The organism is Janthinobacterium svalbardense (assembly GCF_002327145.1).
Classification (GTDB): Bacteria; Pseudomonadota; Gammaproteobacteria; order Burkholderiales; family Burkholderiaceae_D; genus Janthinobacterium; species Janthinobacterium tructae.
Window position 1 is genome coordinate 3210162 of record NZ_CP023422.1, and the last position, 19544, is coordinate 3229705.

The 19544-nt window shown below is 62.8% G+C and carries 13 protein-coding genes; 9 read left to right on the forward strand and 4 right to left on the reverse strand.

Annotated elements, in window-relative coordinates; genetic code table 11:
- Positions 1-155: 155 nt before the first annotated feature.
- The 5 genes from CNX70_RS14335 to CNX70_RS14355 all read left to right on the forward strand — a co-directional run bounded on the left by CNX70_RS14335 (position 156) and on the right by CNX70_RS14355 (position 12894).
- Positions 156-3506, forward strand: coding sequence for a TIM-barrel domain-containing protein (locus CNX70_RS14335; RefSeq protein WP_096235223.1), 3351 nt, complete (start codon positions 156-158; stop codon positions 3504-3506).
- A gap of 108 nt (positions 3507-3614) precedes the next feature.
- Positions 3615-6560, forward strand: coding sequence for a TonB-dependent receptor plug domain-containing protein (locus CNX70_RS14340; protein ID WP_096235224.1), 2946 nt, complete (start codon positions 3615-3617; stop codon positions 6558-6560).
- A 493-nt stretch (positions 6561-7053) separates the two neighbouring features.
- Complete coding sequence (locus tag CNX70_RS14345; RefSeq protein WP_096235225.1) at positions 7054-10098, forward strand: TonB-dependent receptor; 3045 nt, start codon at positions 7054-7056, stop codon at positions 10096-10098.
- A 66-nt stretch (positions 10099-10164) separates the two neighbouring features.
- On the forward strand, positions 10165-11556 hold the full coding sequence (locus CNX70_RS14350) for a Gfo/Idh/MocA family protein (protein WP_208624416.1): 1392 nt from the start codon (positions 10165-10167) through the stop codon (positions 11554-11556).
- A 63-nt stretch (positions 11557-11619) separates the two neighbouring features.
- Positions 11620-12894: a DUF3472 domain-containing protein gene (locus CNX70_RS14355; RefSeq protein ID WP_096235226.1), complete on the forward strand. Its 1275-nt coding sequence runs from the start codon at positions 11620-11622 to the stop codon at positions 12892-12894.
- Positions 12895-12904: 10 nt separating this feature from the next.
- On the opposite strand, the gene CNX70_RS14360 is transcribed toward CNX70_RS14355, so the two are convergent.
- A complete protein-coding gene (locus CNX70_RS14360) occupies positions 12905-13417 on the reverse strand; it encodes a hypothetical protein (protein ID WP_096235227.1) in 513 nt (170 codons plus the stop codon).
- A 270-nt stretch (positions 13418-13687) separates the two neighbouring features.
- Between CNX70_RS14360 and CNX70_RS14365 the strand changes: the two genes are divergently transcribed.
- The gene (locus tag CNX70_RS14365; RefSeq protein ID WP_157751021.1) at positions 13688-14329 is read left to right on the forward strand and encodes a hypothetical protein; all 642 of its coding nucleotides are present in this window, start codon (positions 13688-13690) and stop codon (positions 14327-14329) included.
- A gap of 59 nt (positions 14330-14388) precedes the next feature.
- Here the strand turns inward: CNX70_RS14365 and CNX70_RS14370 are convergent, their stop codons facing one another.
- Both CNX70_RS14370 and CNX70_RS14375 read right to left on the reverse strand, forming a co-directional pair.
- On the reverse strand, positions 14389-14766 hold the full coding sequence (locus CNX70_RS14370; RefSeq protein ID WP_096235229.1) for a SirB2 family protein: 378 nt from the start codon (positions 14764-14766) through the stop codon (positions 14389-14391).
- Between the two features lie 87 nt (positions 14767-14853).
- Positions 14854-15300 carry a GNAT family N-acetyltransferase gene (locus CNX70_RS14375; RefSeq protein WP_096235230.1) on the reverse strand — a complete coding sequence of 149 codons (447 nt, stop codon included), beginning with the start codon at positions 15298-15300 and terminating at the stop codon, positions 14854-14856.
- Between the two features lie 283 nt (positions 15301-15583).
- Between CNX70_RS14375 and CNX70_RS14380 the strand changes: the two genes are divergently transcribed.
- Genes CNX70_RS14380 through CNX70_RS14390 form a run of 3 tightly spaced genes read left to right on the forward strand, consistent with a single transcriptional unit; the run spans position 15584 to position 18974 of the window.
- Positions 15584-16828, forward strand: a complete 1245-nt coding sequence (locus CNX70_RS14380) for an MFS transporter (protein WP_096235231.1) — start codon at positions 15584-15586, stop codon at positions 16826-16828.
- Complete coding sequence (locus CNX70_RS14385; protein ID WP_208624417.1) at positions 16825-18222, forward strand: NarK family nitrate/nitrite MFS transporter; 1398 nt, start codon at positions 16825-16827, stop codon at positions 18220-18222. The genes CNX70_RS14380 and CNX70_RS14385 overlap by 4 nt, the downstream gene beginning before the upstream one ends.
- 56 nt (positions 18223-18278) lie before the next feature.
- Entirely contained in the window at positions 18279-18974 is a 696-nt protein-coding gene (locus tag CNX70_RS14390; protein WP_096235233.1) for a carbonic anhydrase, read from the forward strand.
- Here CNX70_RS14390 and CNX70_RS14395 read toward each other — a convergent pair.
- Positions 18960-19331 (reverse strand): ribonucleotide reductase subunit alpha, encoded by a 372-nt coding sequence (locus CNX70_RS14395; protein ID WP_096235234.1) that lies wholly within the window; start codon positions 19329-19331, stop codon positions 18960-18962. The genes CNX70_RS14390 and CNX70_RS14395 overlap by 15 nt on opposite strands.
- Positions 19332-19544 lie beyond the last annotated feature (213 nt).

Sequence of the window (19544 nt, forward strand, 5' to 3'; positions counted from 1 at the left end):
AAGTATGTTTTGTGACTTTTTGGTGAAACGTAAGAAAAATGCGCCAATACTGGGCAATTTATTAATAAATTGCCGCTTTAACTTTCTTTTGATTGACGATATATATTTTTCTTCTTAAAGTATTTCCATCACTTCGATTTTCTGAAAGCCGCCAGATGAAACCTCTCCCGCTTCCCCGCCGCGCCCTTGCCGCCTGTGTCCTCGCCGCCCTCGCCACATTGGCAGTGCCGGGCCTGCAGGCCGCGCCTATCGGCAACCTGACAAGTTTGAGTGCCGTGCATGCGGCCGATGTGGCCAAGGGCGAGGCACTGGGCTGGGATGTGCGCAGCGACACGGGCGTGCAGCTGCGTATCAGCCTGCCGCAGGCGGACGTGCTGCGCATTCAGGCGGGCGGCAAGGGGGGCTTGACGGGGCCGGGCGACAAGGCCGCGCCCATCGTCGTGGGCCAGCCTGCCGCGCAGGTGGCGTACCAGATCAATGAACAGCCCGACCATATCCTGATCAGCACCGAAGCCCTGAGCCTGCGCATCGACCGCAAGCCCTTGCGCTTTACCTTGTACCGCAAGGGCGACCTGGTGCCGCTGTGGCGCGAAGTGCAGCCGCTGTCGCTCGACGACAAGCAGGGCGTGCAGGTGCTATCGAGCTTGCCGGGCGAGCGTTACTTCGGCGGCGGCCAGCAAAATGGCCGCTTCGAATTCAAGGGCAAGCAGGTGCCCGTGTCGTATTCGGGCGGCTGGGAAGAGGGCGACCGGCCGAATCCCGCGCCATTTTTGATGAGTTCACGCGGATGGGGCATGCTGCGCAATACCTGGTCCGACGGCAATTACGATTTGCGCGACAAGGAGCAGATCTCGCTGCAGCACGCGGAAGGCCGCTTCGACGCGTATTTCTTTGTAGGCAAGGACCTGCGCAACGTCGTCGCCCGCTACACGGACTTGACGGGCCGCGCGCGCATGCTGCCCCGCTGGGCGCTGGAATACGGCGACGCCGATTGCTATAACGATGGCGATAATGTCAAAAAGCCCGGTTCCGTGCCGAAGGGCTGGACGGATGGCCCGACGGGCAAGACGCCGGACGTGGTGGCGACGGTGGCGCGCCAGTACCGCGAACACGACATGCCGGGCGGCTGGATTTTACCCAACGACGGCTATGGCTGCGGCTACACGAATTTGCCGGAAACCGTGAAGGGCCTGGCCGGCTATGGCTTCCGCACGGGCCTGTGGACGGAAAACGGCGTCGACAAGATCGCCTGGGAAGTGGGCCAGGCGGGCAGCCGCGTGCAAAAGCTGGACGTGGCGTGGACGGGCAAGGGCTATCAGTTCGCCATGGACGCGAACAAGTCGGCCTATGACGGCATCCTGAACAACTCCGACAGCCGGCCATTTTTGTGGACGGTAATGGGCTGGGCCGGCATCCAGCGCTACGCCGTGGCGTGGACAGGCGACCAGAGCGCCAGCTGGGATTACATCCGCTGGCATATCCCGACCCTGATCGGCTCGGGCCTGTCCGGCCAGGCATATGCGTCCGGCGACGTGGATGCGATCTTCGGCGGCAGCCCGGAAACCTATCTGCGCGACTTGCAGTGGAAAAGCTTTACGCCAGTTTTGATGGGCATGTCCGGCTGGGCTGCGGCCGAGCGCAAGCATCCGTGGTGGTTCGAGCAACCGTACCGTGACATCAACCGCCGCTATCTGAAGCTCAAGATGCGCCTCACGCCGTATATGTATACGCTGGTGCGCGAAGCGGAGCAATCGGGCGCGCCGCTGGTGCGGGGGCTGATGTGGGATTACCCGCAAGACCCGGCCGCCTACACGGAAGCGTACAAATACCAATTCCTGCTGGGGCGCGACGTGCTGGTGGCGCCCGTCTACCGCAGCCAGGCCGTCAGCGGCGGCTGGCGCAAGGGCATCCACCTGCCACAGGGTACCTGGTACGACTACTGGGATGGCCGCCAGGCCACGGCCAACGCGAAGGGGCGCGACCTCGATATGCAGGTGACGCTCGACAAGCTGCCCGTGTTCGTGCGCGCCGGCGCCATCCTGCCCATGTATCCGGAAATGCTGTACGACGGGCAGAAGCCGAAGGATCAACTCACGCTCGACATCTACCCGCACGGCGAGTCCGACTACACCCTGTATGAAGACGACGGCAACACGCGCCAGTACCAGGGCGGCGCCTTCAGCCAGCAAGTCATCCGCATGCGCCAGTCGGGCGCCGATGTGCAGATCGACATCGGCGCCGTCGATGGCAAGTACCAGGGCCAGGAAGCGCGCCGCGGCTATGCGCTGCGCATGCTGGCGGGCCAGGCCCCCGCCGCCGTGCGCGCTGGCGAACGGCTGATCGCGGCAGCGGGCGAGCGCGCCGGCTACGACAAGGCGGTCGAAGGCTGGTATTTCGACGCGGCCGACCGGCAAGGCACCCTGCACGTGAAAGTGGCGGCGCAGGACATCCGCCAGCCCTTGACTTTGCAGGTTGCCGGTGCGCTGGCCGTGGCGAGAATCGACGCCGACTTCCCCGCCGCCCCCGTGCCTGGCCGCGCCTTGCCGGCCGACGCGATGCAGGTGGTGGCGCGTCCTGCGGAGGAAAGCGGCTATCCGCTGGAAAACGCCTTCGACGGCAAGCCCGAGACGTGGTTCCGCACCGTGCGCAGCCCGTCCGTGAAAAGCGGTCCGCACGAATGGGTGATCGGCTTTACGGAACGGCGCCTGGTGGACGGCATCGAACTGGCGCCGCGCAACGACCAGCACTGGAAACATGGCCAGGTGCGCGACTATGAAATCTACATCGGCGACAACAACGGCGAATGGGGCGCGGCCCTTGCGCGCGGCACCCTGAAGCTGGAGGAAGGCAGGCAGACGATCAATTTCCCCGCCACGGCCGGACGCTTGCTGCGCTTCCGCGTCATGAGCACGCAAAATCCGGAAGGCGATGGCGCGGCGTCCACCGACCCGATGGTGACGGCGGCGCAAACGGGGCCGGTGGCGCGCGCGTTTGATGCGGCGCTGGCCAGCGACGTGGCGCCCGTCACCCTGTCCGAATTCCGCGTGCTCGAGCACCGCGTGGCCGAAGGCGAGGAGGTGCAGCGCTATCTGTCGGACCTGGTGCTGCCGAAGCCTATCGCGAAAGACCGGCCAGCCAGCAAGGCGGCCGAGATGCGCATGAACGGGCTGTGGTTCCGCAAGGGCCTCGGCGTGGGACCGGCCAGCCGCATCGACTTGCAGCTGGCCGGCAACTGGAATCTGCTGCGCGCCGACCTGGGCGTGGACGATAGTTGCCGCAGCGCGGGCGGCTTGCAATTCAAGGTCTGGAGCGGTGAGCGGCTGCTGTATGACAGCGGCCTGGTCACGGCTCCCGGGGTGGTCAAACCCGAAATCGACGTGCGCGGCCTGAGCCAGCTCAGTTTGCGCACCCTGGGTGCGCGCGGCGCCCACCCGGCCCAGGTCTGCGGTAACTGGGCCAACGCCGTGCTGACCGGCACGGAAGGCGCGACAGTCAAGCCGCGCTAAGCAATCAATCATTTCACTAAAAAAGAGCCCCTCTTCGGACCGGGGAGGGGCTCTTGCAAGCCGACGAAAACAAATCACTGATAACCACTGATAATAAGGGAGATGGGAATGCACTTGAAAAAACTGATGGCCGCCATGGTGGCGGTAGGCTTGGCGTCGACAGCGCTGGCAGCGGAGGAGGAAAAACTGCAGCGTGTCGAAGTGACGGGTTCCAGCCTGAAGCGGATCAACGCGGAAACGGCGTCGCCGGTACAGGTGATCAACGCCAAGCAGATCGAAAACATGGGCGCGCTCACCTTGCTGCAAGTGCTCGACAACCTGCCCGCCGCGCGCCCGGCGCAGCAGGACTTCCGCTCGATGTTCACGGGTTCCGATGGCGGTTCGCAAGCGAACTTGCGCGGCCTGGGGGCGCAGGGCACCCTGGTGCTCTTGAATGGCCGCCGCCTGTCCTTCTACGGTGCGCCGGCCGGTTTCCAGACCATGTTCGTCAATATCGATGCGATTCCCGCCGCCGCCATCGAACGCATGGAAATCCTGACGGACGGCGCCTCTGCCGTGTATGGTTCCGATGCCGTGGCCGGCGTCATCAACGTGATCACCAAAAAATCGTATCAAGGACTGGAAGCGCGCGCCAACGGCGAGTTTTCGCCCAGCGTGAAAGCCTATGGCGAGCGCCAGGCCAGCGTGCTGTATGGCCTGGGCGACCTGGCCAACGACGGCTACAACATCTATGGTTCCGTGAACGTCTACCAGCGCGACCGCATCGCCCTGGCCGACACCTGGCAAAAGCGCCCCGCGTATTTTTATGCGAACAATCCCAATTTCATCCCGAACATGCGTGTGGGCGTCGGCAGCGAGCCGGGCGTGATGAACCCGGGGACCTTCTTTGTCTTCGACAAGGCGAAGAACAATGCGCGCACCCAGCGCGCCGCGCCCGGCTGCAACACCAGCATCACCGAGGCGTCGGGCACGCGCTGCGTATGGAATGCGCTGCCCAACCAGCTCGACACGGGGCCTACCTCGGAGCGCGCCACGGCTTACCTGAGCGGCCGGCTGAAACTCGGCGGTGACATGGAAGCGTTCGCGGAAGGCGCTTTCACCCACATCAAGATGCGCGGCGAGAATGGCCCGTCCAGTTTCAACAGCGGCAGCACGAACAACTGGTTCGCGCGTAACACGGGCAATGCCCTGAACACCTTCGCCACGCCTTTTCTGAGCCCGAGCAACGTCTACCTGAAGGGCAAGCTCGATGCCGATATGCTGGCCAAGATGGGCGGCGCGGCCGGCTTGAACTATCTGCTGCAGGATGCGACGGGCCACTTCGGCCAGAAGAATGTCGATGAAAACTACCGCGCGCTCGTTGGTCTGCGTGGCAGCATCGGCGGTGGCTGGGATTTTGAAACGGCGCTCAGCGTGGCTGGCAGCCATTCGACCCTGTTCCAGACGGCGAATATCAACATCAAGGGTTTTGAACAGGCGTTTGGCCCGTTCACCAAGGATCCCGTCAGCGGCCGTACGTATATCTCGGACAATCCCGCCTACAAGTTCGGCGAAATCAGTGACGCCAACGCGGCGCTCCTGCGCGCCGCCTACCCGACCTTCGCCATCGAATCCTGGACCAAGCTGATGACCTGGGACGCGAAGGTCGAAGGCACCCTGTTCAAGCTGGGCGAGCGCGAAGTGCGCGCCGCCGTGGGCACCAACATCATGCGCGAGAGCTTTCTCACGCCCGGCAACGCGGATGCGGCGAATGGCCTGATCACGCAGCAGGGCGGTTCCTGGTTCGATGGCAAGCGCACCATCGCCGCCGTGTTTGGCGAAGTGGTGGTGCCGCTCAGCGACACCCTGGAAGTCAATGCGGCCGCGCGCCTGGACAAATATCCGCACTTCGCCGCCAACCTGGCGCCCAAGCTGGGCGTGATCTGGCGCGCGCGGCCCGACCTGATGCTGCGCGGGACGTATTCCGAAGGCTTCCGCGCGCCCAACCTGGCCGAATCGGGCACAGGCGGCGTCTTTGCGCAGGTGGGCGGCATCCGCGACACGGTGCGCTGTGACGAAACGAATGCCATGGCGCGTGCGCTGATGAAGTCCAGGGTGGCAACGGATGCGGACCTGGGCAAGAGCCTGCTCAATTCGAACTGCTCCACGACGGTGGGCGGCCTGACGCCGCCGAACCAGAACCTGCGTCCGGAAAAGGCCAAGATTTCCACCGTGGGCCTGGTGCTGCAGCCGGCCAAGGACGTGAGCATTTCCATCGATTACTGGTTCATCAACCGCCGCGATGAAATCGTGCGCCAGGACTTCAACGAGCTGTTTACGGAACTGGTGGGCAAGTACGGTCCGACCCTGGCCGGCACGCCTAACGCCATCCGCAACGACCTGACCGATACGGACCGGGGCAACGTGGCGGCAGTGGCGGCCATGTGCGCCAATCCCGCCAACGCTGGCGTGTGCGCGGGCGGCGTGCCGGGCTACTCGGTGGGCAACCTGGGCGGCTTGATCAACTCGTATTCGAACCGCGGCCGCACCCTGATGGACGGCGTGGACATTGACGCGCGCACGCGCTTTGCGCTCGGTGACTGGGGCAAGCTGAGTACCGGCATCGCCGCCACCATCCGCAAGCGCGATACCCATGACAGCGAAGACGGCAGCGACATCAAGGGCAATACCGTCGGCTACTACGATTCGCCGCGCTACCGCGCCACCGTGAATGCTGACTGGAGCTACCGCAACTTCGTCAGCAGCGTGTTCGTCAACTACTCGGGCAAGACACGCTGGGCGTATGGTCCCTGGGACAAGGACAACACGCCGGAGAACTGCACCGCCGCCTCGGTGTCGCTGCCGGCCGGCCAGTGCAAGGGTGCGCCGTCGTACACCACGGTGAACCTGGCCTTCAGCTGGAAGCCCATTAAGCACCTGGACATCGGCCTGAACGTGAAAAACGCGTTCAACAAGCAGCCGTACTACGACCCGAATGGCTGGGAAGGCTACAACCATAGCCAGGACCTGTTCGGCCGCCAGTTTGCGCTCTCGGCCAGCTACAAGTTCTTTTAAGCCGTGACCTAGCCCCGGCCCGCCTGTGCGGGCCGGGGTATTGCCATGAAAAAGAAAAGACAATACTCTGAAATATGTAATACGAAAGATAAACGTAAGTGAAAGCAGTCCGTCAGGGCTGCTTTCGTGTTTTTCTCTCCGGATTTTTGGGGCGTTTCACCATTCTCGCTCACCTCCCTGCCTACGTGTGTATCTGTCACACCACGATAACGAAAGTTATTTTCCGTGCTAGTCATTGAGTCGAAAGATAAATCACGTTTATTTGCCAGCTTGAGCGATAAATTTGCGTTATAACTTTCTTTTTGTTGACGATACTTATTTTTCTTTTTAAAGTAATCCCAAGAAAACGAAAATCAGCCGATACGGACTGATTTCCCGGAAGGTGTGGCTGTCTGGCGCTACCTTCCGACGAACACCATAAAAATTGCATCCCCCGACTCCGCCCTGGAGCGGGGAGGACGCGCATAACCCTCGATATAGACGGAGAGACAGCATGCATACCACCCGACTCAAATTGCGCGACATCAGCCGCGCCGCCGCGATCGTGATCGCACTGGCGGCCGGCGTGCCAGGCCAGGCCTGGGCACAGTCGAATGCCACCAGTACCATTTTCGGCGAAGTGAGCGCACCGGCCGGCGCCACCGTGGTGCTGGAAAACCTGGCGACGGGCGTGCGGCGCAGCCTGACGCCGGATACGTCGGGCCGCTATGTGGCCAATTCCATGCCGCCAGGCCGCTATGCGGTGCGCGTGCTGCGTGCCGGTTCGGTGGAAGCGTCGCAGGAAGTCGAAGCCCTGATCGGCGCCGGTGCGGAAGCGAACTTCGGTCCGGCCAGCGTGGCCGGTTCCGTGGGCCAGGAGCAAACCGTCGTGGTGAAAGCGTCGCGCAACACGATCGACGTGTCGAACACGAACAATGGCGTGATCTTCACGGCCAAGGAATTGAAAGCGCTGCCGGTCGGGAATGATGTGGCTTCCATCGTGCAGCTGACGCCGGGCGTGGCGCGCGGCACCAACAGCGTGTATGGCAATGCGCCGTCGATCGGCGGCTCGGGCCAGTCGGAAAACGCCTTCTACGTCAACGGCTTCCCGATCACGAATATCCTCACCCAGGTGGGCGCGTCGGAGCTGCCGTTTGGCGCGATTTCCAACCTGCAGGTGCTGTCGGGCGGCTACGGCTCGGAGTTTGGCCGCTCCACCGGCGGCGTGATCAACATCACCACCAAGAGCGGCGGCAACAAGGTCGAATTCGGCGGCAAGGTCTCCATCATCCCCCGTTCGCTGAAGGGCACAACGGAAAACCGGTACTACCCGAACACGGGCGCCAATCCGGACACGGATGGCACCTTGAAGTACTGGAATCGCGATAACGGCAGCACCAGCAAGGTCGTCGGCTTGTACGGCAGCGGGCCGCTGATCCAGAACAAGCTGTTCGCCTTCGTGGCGCTGGAACAGACGCGCACGGACGGCGGCGCCGTCGCCGGTGCGCGCGACGACTCGGACAAGGTGCTGCCGAACGGCTGGCGCGAAAGCAAGAGCAAGGTTGACCGCATGATGGCCAAGCTGGACTACAACCTGACGGACGACCATCACTTTGAATATACCAAGCTGTATGACCGCACCACAACGGATAGCCAGAGCTATGGCTTCGACTATGCCACCTTGAAACGCAACAACGTGCCTGGCGGCGGCAGCGAGACCACCATCAACTGCTGCGGATCGTCGGCTGCGCCAGGCGCGAATGTCGACATCTTCAAGTACACGGGCTACCTGACGGACAACCTGACCGTGACGGCCATGATGGGGCAGTCGCGCACTGCGCACCGCCGTACCCCGGACGGCTACAATCCGCTGCTGGCGCAAACGTCGTCGAATGCATCGACCCAGGTGCCCGGCCTGGCGTACGCGAATCCGCAAACGGTGACGGGGACCCTGGTCGATCCGTCGTCGGACGACCGCCAGAAAGCCAAGCGCCTGGATCTCGAATACAAGCTGGGCAAGCACTCGCTGCGCGGCGGCATCGACCGCATCGACGTGGAATCGCAAGTGGGCCTGAGCCTGGCCGGCGGCTACCGCTGGAGCTACCAGCGCGCGACCGATCCGAACCGCGCCATCAACGGCGCCTTTGAAACGCCGTACCAGGGCGACGGCTATGGCAAGCAGGGCTATTACGTCAGCAAGGACTTGAACGCCAACCTGGCGCGTCCGACCAGCGTGCAATCGGCGCAGTACATCCAGGATCACTATCAGGTCACGGAGCGGGTACTGCTGGACCTGGGCCTGCGCCGCGAACAGTTCACCAATTACAGCAGCGATGGCGTGGCCTTCATTTCGCAGCGCAACATGATCGCCCCGCGCCTGGGCGCCACCTGGGATTATCTGGGCGACGGCAGCCTGAAATTCTTCGCCAACGGCGGCCGCTACCACCTGCCGGTGCCATCGAATTTGTCGAGCAACATGGCCAGCCCCTTCCTGGCCACCAGCGAGATGTTTACCTACACGGGCGTCGATCCCGTCACGGGCGCGCCGACGGGCCTGCATGCGATCAGCAAGCCGTATTCGGCCAACAACGCGTATGGCCAGAGCCGCGATGCGCGCGAAGTGACGGCCGTTGGCCTCAAGCCGCTGTCGCAGGATGAATTCTCGCTGGGCTTCGAACGCGCCCTGAGCAAGAAGCTGGTGGTGGGTGCGAGTGTGTTGTACCGCAAGCTGAACGACACCAACGACGACAGCTGCGATGAACGTCCGCTGCAAGCCTGGGCCACGCGCAACAGCGTCGATACGGCTAACTGGAGCGGCTTCCAGTGCGCCATCATCAATCCGGGCCGCGACAACAGCCTGATGGTGGACTTTGACGATGGCAAGGGCCTGCGCCGCGTGGATATATCGGCGGCAGAGTGGGGCAACCCGCTGCCATCGCGCACCTACCGCGCCTTGAACATGTTCGTCGAGCACCCGTACACGAACGGCTGGTACGGCAAGCTGACCTACACCTTGTCCGGCCTGAAGGGCAATATGGAAGGCCAGACGGACAGCATCGGCGGCGGCGACGTGGGCCTGACGGTCAGCGACGACCACAAGGAACTGATGTACAACGCGTATGGCTATCTGCCGGGCGACCACCGCCACGCCTTCAAGGCCTACGGCTTCATGCAGGTCATCCCGGACGTGATGGTGGGCGCCAACCTGTCGCTGATCTCGGGTGCGCCGCGCAACTGCATCGGCGCGTTGCCCGATAATCTGAAGTTCGAGGGCAATTACGGCGATTCCTACTTCTATTGCAACGGCAAGCCGGCGCCGCGCGGCAGCCAGGGCCGCCTGCCATGGCAAGCCCAGCTGGACATGAATGTGGCCTATACTCCCAGCGCCGTCAAAGGCCTGAGCCTGAAAGTGGACGTGTTCAACGTCTTCAACAGCCAGACCGTCACCCGCTATACCGAAACGCGCGAAGACCATGGCGCCATCTCCCGCAATTACCTGCAGGTGGATGGACGCACGGCGCCGCGTTCCGTGCGCTTCACTGCGGAATACACCTATTAACCTGCAACCGGCCTGCCGTGCGGCGGGCCGGTGACGATCATTACCAACGGAAGCGAGAAGAGACCAATGACGACACAAATCAATCGACGCAATTTCCTGTCCGCCAGCGCAGCGCTGGCCGGTGGCGCCATGGCCGGCAGCGCCTTGCTGCCTGGCGCGGCCAACGCCGCAACCGCCACCGGCCGCGACAAGGTTCGCCTGGGCCTGATCGGCACGGGCATGCGCGGCCAGGTGCTGCTGGCCGAACTGGTGCGCCGCGATGACGTGGAAGTGGTTGCCCTGTGCGATATCGAACCGATCATGCTGAAACACGCGCTGGGCCAGGTGGCCAAAGCCGGCAAGCCGCGTCCGCGCACCTATGGCGAAGACCGCGACCAGAAAGCCTACCAGCGCATGCTGGACGCGGGCGGCCTCGATGGCGTGATCATCGCCACGCCGTGGGAATTCCACGCGCCCATGGCGATCGCCGCGATGCAGGCGAAGATACCCGTCGGTTGCGAAGTGGTGGCCGGCATTACCCTGCAAGACCACTGGGATGTGCTCAATACCCAGCTGAAAACGGGCACACCCTACATGTTGCTGGAAAATGTGTGCTACCGCCGCGACGTGATGGCTGCGCTGCAGATGGTGCGCGCAGGCCTGTTCGGCGAACTGCTGCACCTGCAGGGCGGCTACCAGCATGACCTGCGCGCCGTCAAATTCAACAGCGGCAATCCGGCCAAGCCGTATGGCGGCGGCGTGGAATTCGGCGAGAAGGGCTGGTCGGAAGCCCATTGGCGCACGCAGCACTCGGTCGAGCGCAATGGCGAACTGTATCCAAGCCACGGCATCGGCCCGTGCGCCATGTACACGAAAATCAACCGCGGCAACCGTTTTACGCGCATCAACGCCTTCGCCACCAAGGCGCGCGGCTTGCACGACTACATCGTCAAGCAGCCGGGCGGCGCGCAGCATGCGAACGCCAAGGTGAAATTCAAGCTGGGCGACGTGGTCACCACCACGCTGGCGTGCGAGAACGGTGAAACCATCATCCTGCAGCACGATACGAGCCTGCCGCGCCCGTATTCGCTGGGCTTCCGCGTGCAAGGCACGGACGGCCTGTGGATGGACTTGAATAATTCGATTCATATCGAAGGCGTCAGCAAGCCGCACCAGTGGGATGACTTCAAGGCTTACCAGGACAAGTATGAGCACCCGGTCTGGCGCAAATACGCGGCGCAAGCGGAAGGCGCGGGCCACGGCGGCATGGACTTCTTCGTCATCCACGCCTTTGTCGAAGCCCTGAAGGCCAATGCGCCGATGCCGATCGATATCTACGATGCCGTGACGTGGAGCGCCATCACGCCGTTGTCCGAGCAATCGATCGCCGCCAACTTCCAGACCCTGGACTTCCCCGACTTCACGGGCGGCCAGTGGAAAGCGCGCAAGCCGATCTTCGCCCTCGACGGCAAGTACTAAGGCTTTACAACCCGCTACCGCGCCTGCCGCCGTAGCGGGTTTTTTCCATTTCAGGAGACGTTGATGAAACACACAAGTTCATTGCTCTGCGCAGTCCTTCCCGCCATGCCCTTACTGGCCGCCTGCGTGGCAGCCTGCGTGGCCGCGCCCATGGCGTGCGCGACGCCCGCCAGTGTGGAACTGGCCGGCAATGCCTTCATCACCAGCGCAGACAAGGGCGCCGTCATCGGCGAGCATGGCCTGACCGGCTGGAGCAATCCTTCTGCCGTCGCCAGCACGTATTTCCGCGTGGCTGAAGCAGGTCCCGTGCAGGTGGCGCTCGACGCCAGCCTGGCCGATGGCGGCGACAGTACCATCCGCGTGAAGATCAACGGCACGCCGTTCGACGTCAGGCTGGCCGGCAAGGCGCGCAAGACCTACGCCGTCGGTACGGTCAATGTGCCGGCGGCCGGCTATGTGAAGGTGGACTTGCAGGGATTGACGCGCGCCAAGGCCACGTTCGGCGACGTCGCCGCGCTGAAGGTGACGGCCGGTGCCACACTGAACTATGCCAACGACCCGGCCAATTACTACTGGTCGCGGCGCGGGCCGTCCGTGCACATGGGCTATACGGTGCCGGCCAATACCGAGTATTTTTATAACGAGATGACGATCCCCAAGGGCCAGGACGTCATCGGCTCCTACTTCATGGCCAACGGCTTCGGCCAGGGTTACATGGGCATCCAGGTGAAGTCGCCCGGCGAGCGCTGGATCCTGTTTTCCGTGTGGGACGCCGAGGATGGCGCCAAGACCACCCTGGTCAGCAAGGGCGCCGGCGTGGTTGACAACGCATTTGGCGGAGAGGGCACGGGTGGGCAAACCTACCTTTCATATAATTGGGCGGCTGGCACCACGTACCGCTTCATCACGCGCGCGCGGCCCGACGGCAAGGGCGGCAGCGATTATTCGGCCTGGTTCTTTGCGCCGGAAACGGGCAAGTGGCGCTACATCGCCACCTGGAAGCGGCCGGCGATTTCCACGTATTTGACGCGCGTGCATTCCTTTCTCGAGAACTTCATCGATACCCTGGGCTACACGCAGCGCCGCGTCCAGTTCGGCAACCAGTGGGCAAGGAACGTTTCCGGCGCCTGGTCGGAAGTGACGTCAGGGCGCTACACGGGCGACGCCACGGCCACCAACGCGCAGCGCATGGATTACGCGGGCGGCCTGGAAAACGGCAAGTTCTACCTGCGTAACGGCGGCTTTTTTGCCGAGCACGTAAAAACCGGCCAGAGCTTCACGCGCCCGGCCACGGGCCAGACGCCCGCCGTCGATGTGAGTGCCTTGCCGATGCAATAGGCGCGGGGTCTCAGAACGGCCGCTTGCCCACCATCGCTTCGATGCCGCGATAGTAGGTGAGCGGCCGGCGTATCGTCACGCCCATCAATGCCGCCGCCTGGATGATGTCGTCCGTGTCGCGCCGGTACACCACCAGCGCATCCATTTCGTCGGAACCGTTGCCGTCGATCTGGATCAACTCATAGCCGCCGTCTTCGATGGCGCGCTGCGCCAGTTCCGTGTCCAGCCACTCGAAATAGGGCAGCGCGCTACCGCCGCTGTCCTCGAGCATTTCGTAGGGGAAGTCGGGGAATTCGTCGAACATGTCCTGTATCTGTTCGTGCAGTTCATCGAGCTTGTCGCTCGACGCCATATGGCAGGCCAGGTGCAAGAGGATCGCCACCGTGCAGGCCTGCGCATCGCTGTCGATCCACTCGTCGCGGGGAGCGGACGGCGCAGCGGTGATGGCGGTGACGGCTTCGTCGAGTTCCTCTCCTTCCAGGTCACCGCAGGTCAGCTTGGTCAGCAGTTCAGATAGCAGCATGTTTGCCTTTCAATGGGGGCGGCATGGCCAGGGTGGCCGGCTTGTCGATGATGTTGCCAATACTATCATTGCCGCGGATCCGGGCGCGCTCTGCAGAAATCGTACTGCGCTCTTCGACTACTTATCAACTAGACATTTTCCCGCCAAGCGGATACACTAAAAATATTCCCATGCGGAAACATTTTTCGATGCCCAGGCAGGCACAGGTGCGCTTGTCGCTCTTTGCCCACTACTTGTTATCCATTTTCTTCATTTCATCCAGGATCATTCATGTTTGTCCGAACCACCATGCTGCGCGCGCTGGCGTGCGCCGTCTTGCTGCCTGCGCTGTTGTCCGGCTGCGTCACCGGCCGCAATAGCGCGCCTGCGTTTACCTACACGACCCCCGACCCTGCCAAGGGCGTTGTCGTCGGCACCGTGTTCGAGCGCGCCGTCTTCGAGGCGCATGGCGCCAGATTCGGCATTGTCAGCAGCGACCTTGCCACTAACAAGGACAAAGATTTGTGGTTATCCAGCCATGCTCCCGCCGGCCAGGTCTCCTTGCAGAATGTCGCGCCAAAAGTTCCTACGGGCAAGGGCAGTACTTTTGCGCTGCAGCTGACGCCGGGACGCTACCGCATCCTCATCTGGCTGCTTGACTATGGAAGCAGGTCCAAGTACTCCGAATCGTCGCCGAAGGCGATCGAGTTTGACGTCGTGGCTGGCAAGGTCATCTACCTGGGACGTCTGGATGCCAACCGTTTCCTGGAAGTGGCGTCGATACACGACAATTTCGAGGAAGATATCGTCTACCTGAAGAAAAATCCCTTGCTGGCCAATGCCAGCATCGAGAACAAGGCGCTCGAGGTGCGTGAATGGTGGCTAAAGGACGCCACCGGCAAGAAACTTCTGGAAAGAAGCCGCGCCAACTAAGCACATGCAGGGCGCGCCAGCGGCCGCCAGCTCGCTTGCGCTGCTGCATATCTGAGGCATCACAGTGGCCAGGCCTGTTTGGTGACGGCCACGGCGACGATGTAGGCGAATACCAGCACGGCGAGCGCGAAGGCGCCGCCGCGCACGGCCGGCGTCTTGCCCCGTTTGAGTGCGATGGTGCCCAGCACGATGTAGGCCAGCAGCGCGCACAGCTTGGCGGCCAGCCAGGGCTGGCTGCCCGGCGACTGGCCGCTCCACACGGCCAGGGCGATGGCGCCGGCCAGCAAGGCCGTGTCGACCAGATGCGGCAGCACCTTCACCCAGCGCTGTTGCAGCAGCGGCGAGGCGCGTAGCATCCAGGCGCCGCGCAAGAGGAAAAGACAGCCGCTGGCGGCGGCGCAGCCCATGTGGAAATGCTTGAGGCTCAGATAATCCATGCGTGATGTGGTGGGCGTTGATTGGCGGTGGCGCCAGCATAACCGCCTTTGGCGCGCCGCGCCATACGCCGTCGGGAGGACGCGCCATCAGCGGCACCATTTCATGTACACCAGCTCCGGATCGCCTTCATCGAGATGCTCGATCCGGCCGCTGCGCACGAAGCCTGCGCTGGCGAACAGCTGTTGCGCGGCGCCGTTGGACTGGTTCGTCGAGGTGAATAGCTTCTCTGTCTGGCATGCGTCTGCGGCGGCGGCCAGCAGGCGCAGTCCCACGCCGCGCCGCTGCTGGCCGGGAGCGACCACCACCAGCGAAACAAAACCGTGGCCGAAGAAGTCGTCGTGCGTGAGCACATAGCCGGCCACCTGGCCGGCGCGGATGGCGACCATGCATAGATCCCTGTCGACGGCGCCGCGCACGGCATCGCCACGCTCCGGGTGCGCCTGCGCATACGCGTCGCATGCCAGCATGGCTGCCACATCGCCATGCCCGGCCATGCGGGTGACGATTTCATTTGCTTCCGTTCTGTTCTCCATGCCGCTCCCTGTTGTGCCGGTGCCGAGTGTGCCAAAAATACCTGCGTTTGTAAAACGCCCGCCATCCAGGCTAGGTCCACACTGCGCCATCTAGTCACTTTTGCCGATACGGCTATCCAGATTGCCTTTCCAGAATCACCCTGTGGCCGATAGTGCCTTTCGCCTCTGCCACGTAAGCTGGTCGGGACGGCTGGCCAGACGGCCAGTGCATTCATGGAGAAACATCGTGGCTACCCTAGATGGCACTAAGAACAACAGTAGTAACAAGGCAGTCGAACCCGGCATGCGGCGCAAGCAGGCGTCCGTGCTGATCAGCAGTACCTTCGCGTTTACCATCTGCTTTGCAGTCTGGATGATGTTTGCCGTACTGGGCATCCCCATCAAGACCAGCCTGGGCTTGACTGAAACACAATTCGGCCTGCTGGCCGCCATGCCCGTGCTGACGGGCTCCCTCGTGCGCGTGCCCTTGGGCATCTGGACCGACAAATACGGCGGACGCCGCGTCTTCTTTTGGCTGATGCTGGCCAGCGTGGTGCCGATCTGGCTGATTTCCTACGCCACCGCCTACTGGCACTTCCTCGTGCTGGGCATGTTCGTGGGCCTGGCGGGCGGCTCGTTTTCCGTCGGCACGCCGTATGTGGCGCGCTGGTATGAAAAGGAGCGCCGCGGCCTGGCGATGGGCATCTTCGGCGCTGGTAACTCCGGTTCCGCGCTGACCAAGTTCGTCGCGCCGGGCATCGTCGCCGCCTTCGGCTGGCAAATGCTGCCGAAGGTGTATGCGGTCGCCATGCTGGCCACGGCCATCATCTTCTGGCTGTTTTCGTACACGGACAAATCGCACCTGGCGCCATCGGGCGAAAGTTTTTCGGCGCAGATGAAGGTGCTGAAGGACCCGCGTGTGTGGCGCTATTGCCAGTACTACTCGGTGGTGTTTGGCGGCTATGTGGCGCTGGCGCTGTGGATGACCAAGTATTACGTGGCCGAATACGGTTTTGATTTGAAGCACGCGGCGCTGCTGGCCGCTTGCTTCTCGCTGCCGGGCGGCGTGCTGCGCGCGTTTGGCGGCTGGATCTCGGACAAATACGGTGCGGCCAAGGTGACCTGGGCCGTGATGTGGGTGTGCTGGGTGTGTTTCTTCCTGCTGTCATATCCGCAAACGCAGATGGTGATCGAGACCGTCACGGGGCCGCTGGCCATCCATATCGGCCTGTCGCCGCTGTGGTTCACCGCGCTGCTGTTCATCGTCGGCATTGCCATGGCCGTGGGCAAGGCGTCCGTCTTCAAGTTCATCGGCGATGATTTTTCCGACAACATCGGCGCCGTCTCTGGCGTGGTGGGCCTGGCCGGCGGTCTCGGTGGCTTCATCCTGCCCGTGATGTTCGGCGCCCTGGTGGACTTCACCGGCGTGCGTTCGAGCGCCTTCATGCTGCTGTACGGCACCGTCTGCGTTTCCCTCGTCTGGATGTATTTCTCGTTCAAGCCGCTGCGTGCGGCACCAACCAATCAACCTGCAGGAGCAACGTTATGAGTAACCCCGTGAGCCGCTACATGATCAATACCTGGGAGCCGGAAAGCCCCAGCTTCTGGCAAAACACGGGCAAGTCCACGGCCGCGCGCAATCTGTGGATCTCGATTCCCGCGCTGCTGCTGGCGTTCGCCGTGTGGATGGTGTGGAGCGTGGTGGTGGTCAACCTGCCCAACATCGGTTTCACCTACAGTAACAACCAGCTGTTCTGGCTGACGGCCTTGCCTGGCTTGTCCGGCGCCACCTTGCGCATCTTTTATTCGTTCATGGTGCCGATTTTCGGCGGACGCCGCTGGACGGCCATTTCCACGGGCTCGCTGCTGATTCCCGCCATCGGCATCGGCCTGGCCGTGCAGGATGTGAACACGGGCTATCCGACCATGCTGATCCTGGCGCTGCTGTGCGGCTTCGGCGGCGGCAATTTCGCCTCGTCGATGGCCAACATCAGCTTTTTCTATCCGAAGGCGAGCAAGGGTTTCGCGCTGGGCATGAATGCGGGCCTGGGCAACCTGGGCGTGTCGGTGGTGCAGTTCGTCGTGCCGCTGGTAATCACCTTCGCCGTGTTCGGCGCCTGGGGCGGCGATTCGCTGACCTGGGTCAAGAATGGCGTGAGCAAGGACATGTGGCTGCAAAACGCGGGCTTCATCTGGGTGCCATTCATCGCGCTGTCGACCTTGCTGGCCTGGTTCGGCATGAATGACCTGGCCTCGGCCAAGGCTTCGTTTTCCGAGCAGGCCGTGATCTTCAAGCGCAAGCACAACTGGCTCATGTGCTGGCTGTACACGGGCACCTTCGGTTCCTTCATCGGTTATTCGGCCGCGTTTCCGCTGCTGATCAAGATCCAGTTCCCCGATGTCAACCCGCTCGATTACGCCTTCCTGGGCCCTCTGGTCGGTGCGCTGGCGCGCGTGGCCGGCGGCGTGATTTCCGATAAACTGGGCGGCGCCAGAGTCACCCTGTGGTCCTTCCTGCTGATGATAGGCGCCGTGCTGGGCGTGCTGTACTTCATGCCGCAAGCCGGTGCAGGCGGTAGTTTCAAAGGCTTCTTCTGGATGTTCATGCTGCTGTTCGCCGGTACGGGCATCGGCAATGCATCGACCTTCCGCATGATCCCCGTGATCTTCTTGACGGAGCACCAGCGCGCGGCCGCCGGCAAGGGCAAGGCGGCGCAAGAGCAAGCCATCGTCGACGCCAACAAGGAAGGCGCGGCAGTCCTGGGCTTCACGTCGGCCGTGGCGGCCTACGGCGCCTTCTTCATCCCGAAAAGCTATGGCACCTCGATTTCGCTGACGGGCAGCCCCGACGCGGCCCTGTGGTGCTTCATCGGCTTTTATGTCAGCTGCATCGCGATCACCTGGTGGTGCTATGCGCGCAAGAATGCGCCTATGCCTTGCTAAAGTTGGAATGTCTGGCAAGTCGTTCTTGCCAGATGTTGAAGAAATGAGAGTATGTGATGGAAGAACTGGAAAAATTCGTCAACGGCTTCAGCCTGTTTCAGCAGCAGTACTTCAGCGAGCCGCAGACCTTGTACGACAGCTTGCGCGACGGGCAGCGGCCCACGACCTTGCTGATCGGCTGCTGCGATTCGCGCGTCGACCCCATGCTGCTGACGGGCAGCGACCCGGGTGACATGTTCGTGGTGCGCAATATCGGCAACCTGGTGCCGCCGTGCACGCCCGACGCGCCGCCCGGCGTCAGCTCGGCCATCGAGTTTGCCGTCTGCAAGCTCGAAGTGGCCAGGGTCATCGTGCTGGGGCACGCGCGCTGCGGCGGCATTCGCGCGCTGCTGGAACCGCAGCCGCGCGCGGAAGGTCAGGAAACGGACTTCGTGGGACAGTGGATGCGCATCGCCGAACCGGTGGCGCAGCGCGTGCGGCGCGAGCTGGCGCACCGCTCGTCGGAAGAACAGCACCATGCGTGCGAGCTGGCCAGCATATTGCAGTCGCTGGACAACCTGCTGACCTACCCATGGCTGAAGCGCCGGGTGGAGCAGGGGGTGTTGAAACTGCATGGCTGGTATTTCGACATCGACAGCGGCGCCCTGATGGCGTATTCGGCGCGCCAGCAGCAGTTTTTGCCGCTGGTCTGTCCGATCGAACGGGCGCGCCATCTGCATGAGCGCCCTTGGCCGGACTCAGCTAAAACGTAACAAATCCCCGCTGCGGTCAAACGCCAGCAGGCCGTCGATGCGGCCTTGCTCGATGGCCGTCACCATGCCGCGCAGGGGCGCCTCGCATTCCTGCGCGGCGGGCGGCTGGCCGTCCTGGCCCGCCAGTCCCGCCACGAAGACCACGTCCCAGTGCGTCTGCATCTGTTTCGACTCCTCCATCAATGTCTCGAAGCTGCCCAGTTCATCGGGCAGCTTGTCGGCGCACATCACGGGCGTGAGGGACTTGCCCTGGCCGCCTGGCTGGGCCTGCGCCTGGGTAAAGGTGAACAGCAGGCGTTGCGGCTGTTCCTGGTCGCGGGCGCTGCGCAGCAGGCTGGCGTAATCGGTAATCGGCATGGTTTTCTCCTGGTTGAATGATGATGACAGCGATGTTGACAGATATACCGCAGCACGCTCGCGGCGCCCATAGGCAATAGTGACTATCCGGGTGACTACGCATCTATGCATTCCTGGTGCGCGAAACCGACTTCTTGCCAATACCGCCGCGCAGGGCACATCGATAGACTGTTTGTATCGACGCTTGAGCCATCCTGCTTGCAGCGTTTTTAT

Bases quoted from the DNA above. Each gene is read 5' to 3' on its own strand.
- CNX70_RS14375 (WP_096235230.1), bottom strand. From the start codon at position 15,300: ATGGAGAACAGAACGGAAGCAAATGAAATCGTCACCCGCATGGCCGGG.
- CNX70_RS14365 (WP_157751021.1), top strand. From the start codon at position 13,688: ATGTTTGTCCGAACCACCATGCTGCGCGCGCTGGCGTGCGCCGTCTTG.
- CNX70_RS14390 (WP_096235233.1), top strand. From the start codon at position 18,279: ATGGAAGAACTGGAAAAATTCGTCAACGGCTTCAGCCTGTTTCAGCAG.
- CNX70_RS14355 (WP_096235226.1), top strand. From the start codon at position 11,620: ATGAAACACACAAGTTCATTGCTCTGCGCAGTCCTTCCCGCCATGCCC.
- CNX70_RS14385 (WP_208624417.1), top strand. From the start codon at position 16,825: ATGAGTAACCCCGTGAGCCGCTACATGATCAATACCTGGGAGCCGGAA.
- CNX70_RS14395 (WP_096235234.1), bottom strand. From the start codon at position 19,331: ATGCCGATTACCGATTACGCCAGCCTGCTGCGCAGCGCCCGCGACCAG.
- CNX70_RS14345 (WP_096235225.1), top strand. From the start codon at position 7,054: ATGCATACCACCCGACTCAAATTGCGCGACATCAGCCGCGCCGCCGCG.
- CNX70_RS14380 (WP_096235231.1), top strand. From the start codon at position 15,584: ATGCGGCGCAAGCAGGCGTCCGTGCTGATCAGCAGTACCTTCGCGTTT.
- CNX70_RS14370 (WP_096235229.1), bottom strand. From the start codon at position 14,766: ATGGATTATCTGAGCCTCAAGCATTTCCACATGGGCTGCGCCGCCGCC.
- CNX70_RS14360 (WP_096235227.1), bottom strand. From the start codon at position 13,417: ATGCTGCTATCTGAACTGCTGACCAAGCTGACCTGCGGTGACCTGGAA.
- CNX70_RS14340 (WP_096235224.1), top strand. From the start codon at position 3,615: ATGCACTTGAAAAAACTGATGGCCGCCATGGTGGCGGTAGGCTTGGCG.
- CNX70_RS14350 (WP_208624416.1), top strand. From the start codon at position 10,165: ATGACGACACAAATCAATCGACGCAATTTCCTGTCCGCCAGCGCAGCG.
- CNX70_RS14335 (WP_096235223.1), top strand. From the start codon at position 156: ATGAAACCTCTCCCGCTTCCCCGCCGCGCCCTTGCCGCCTGTGTCCTC.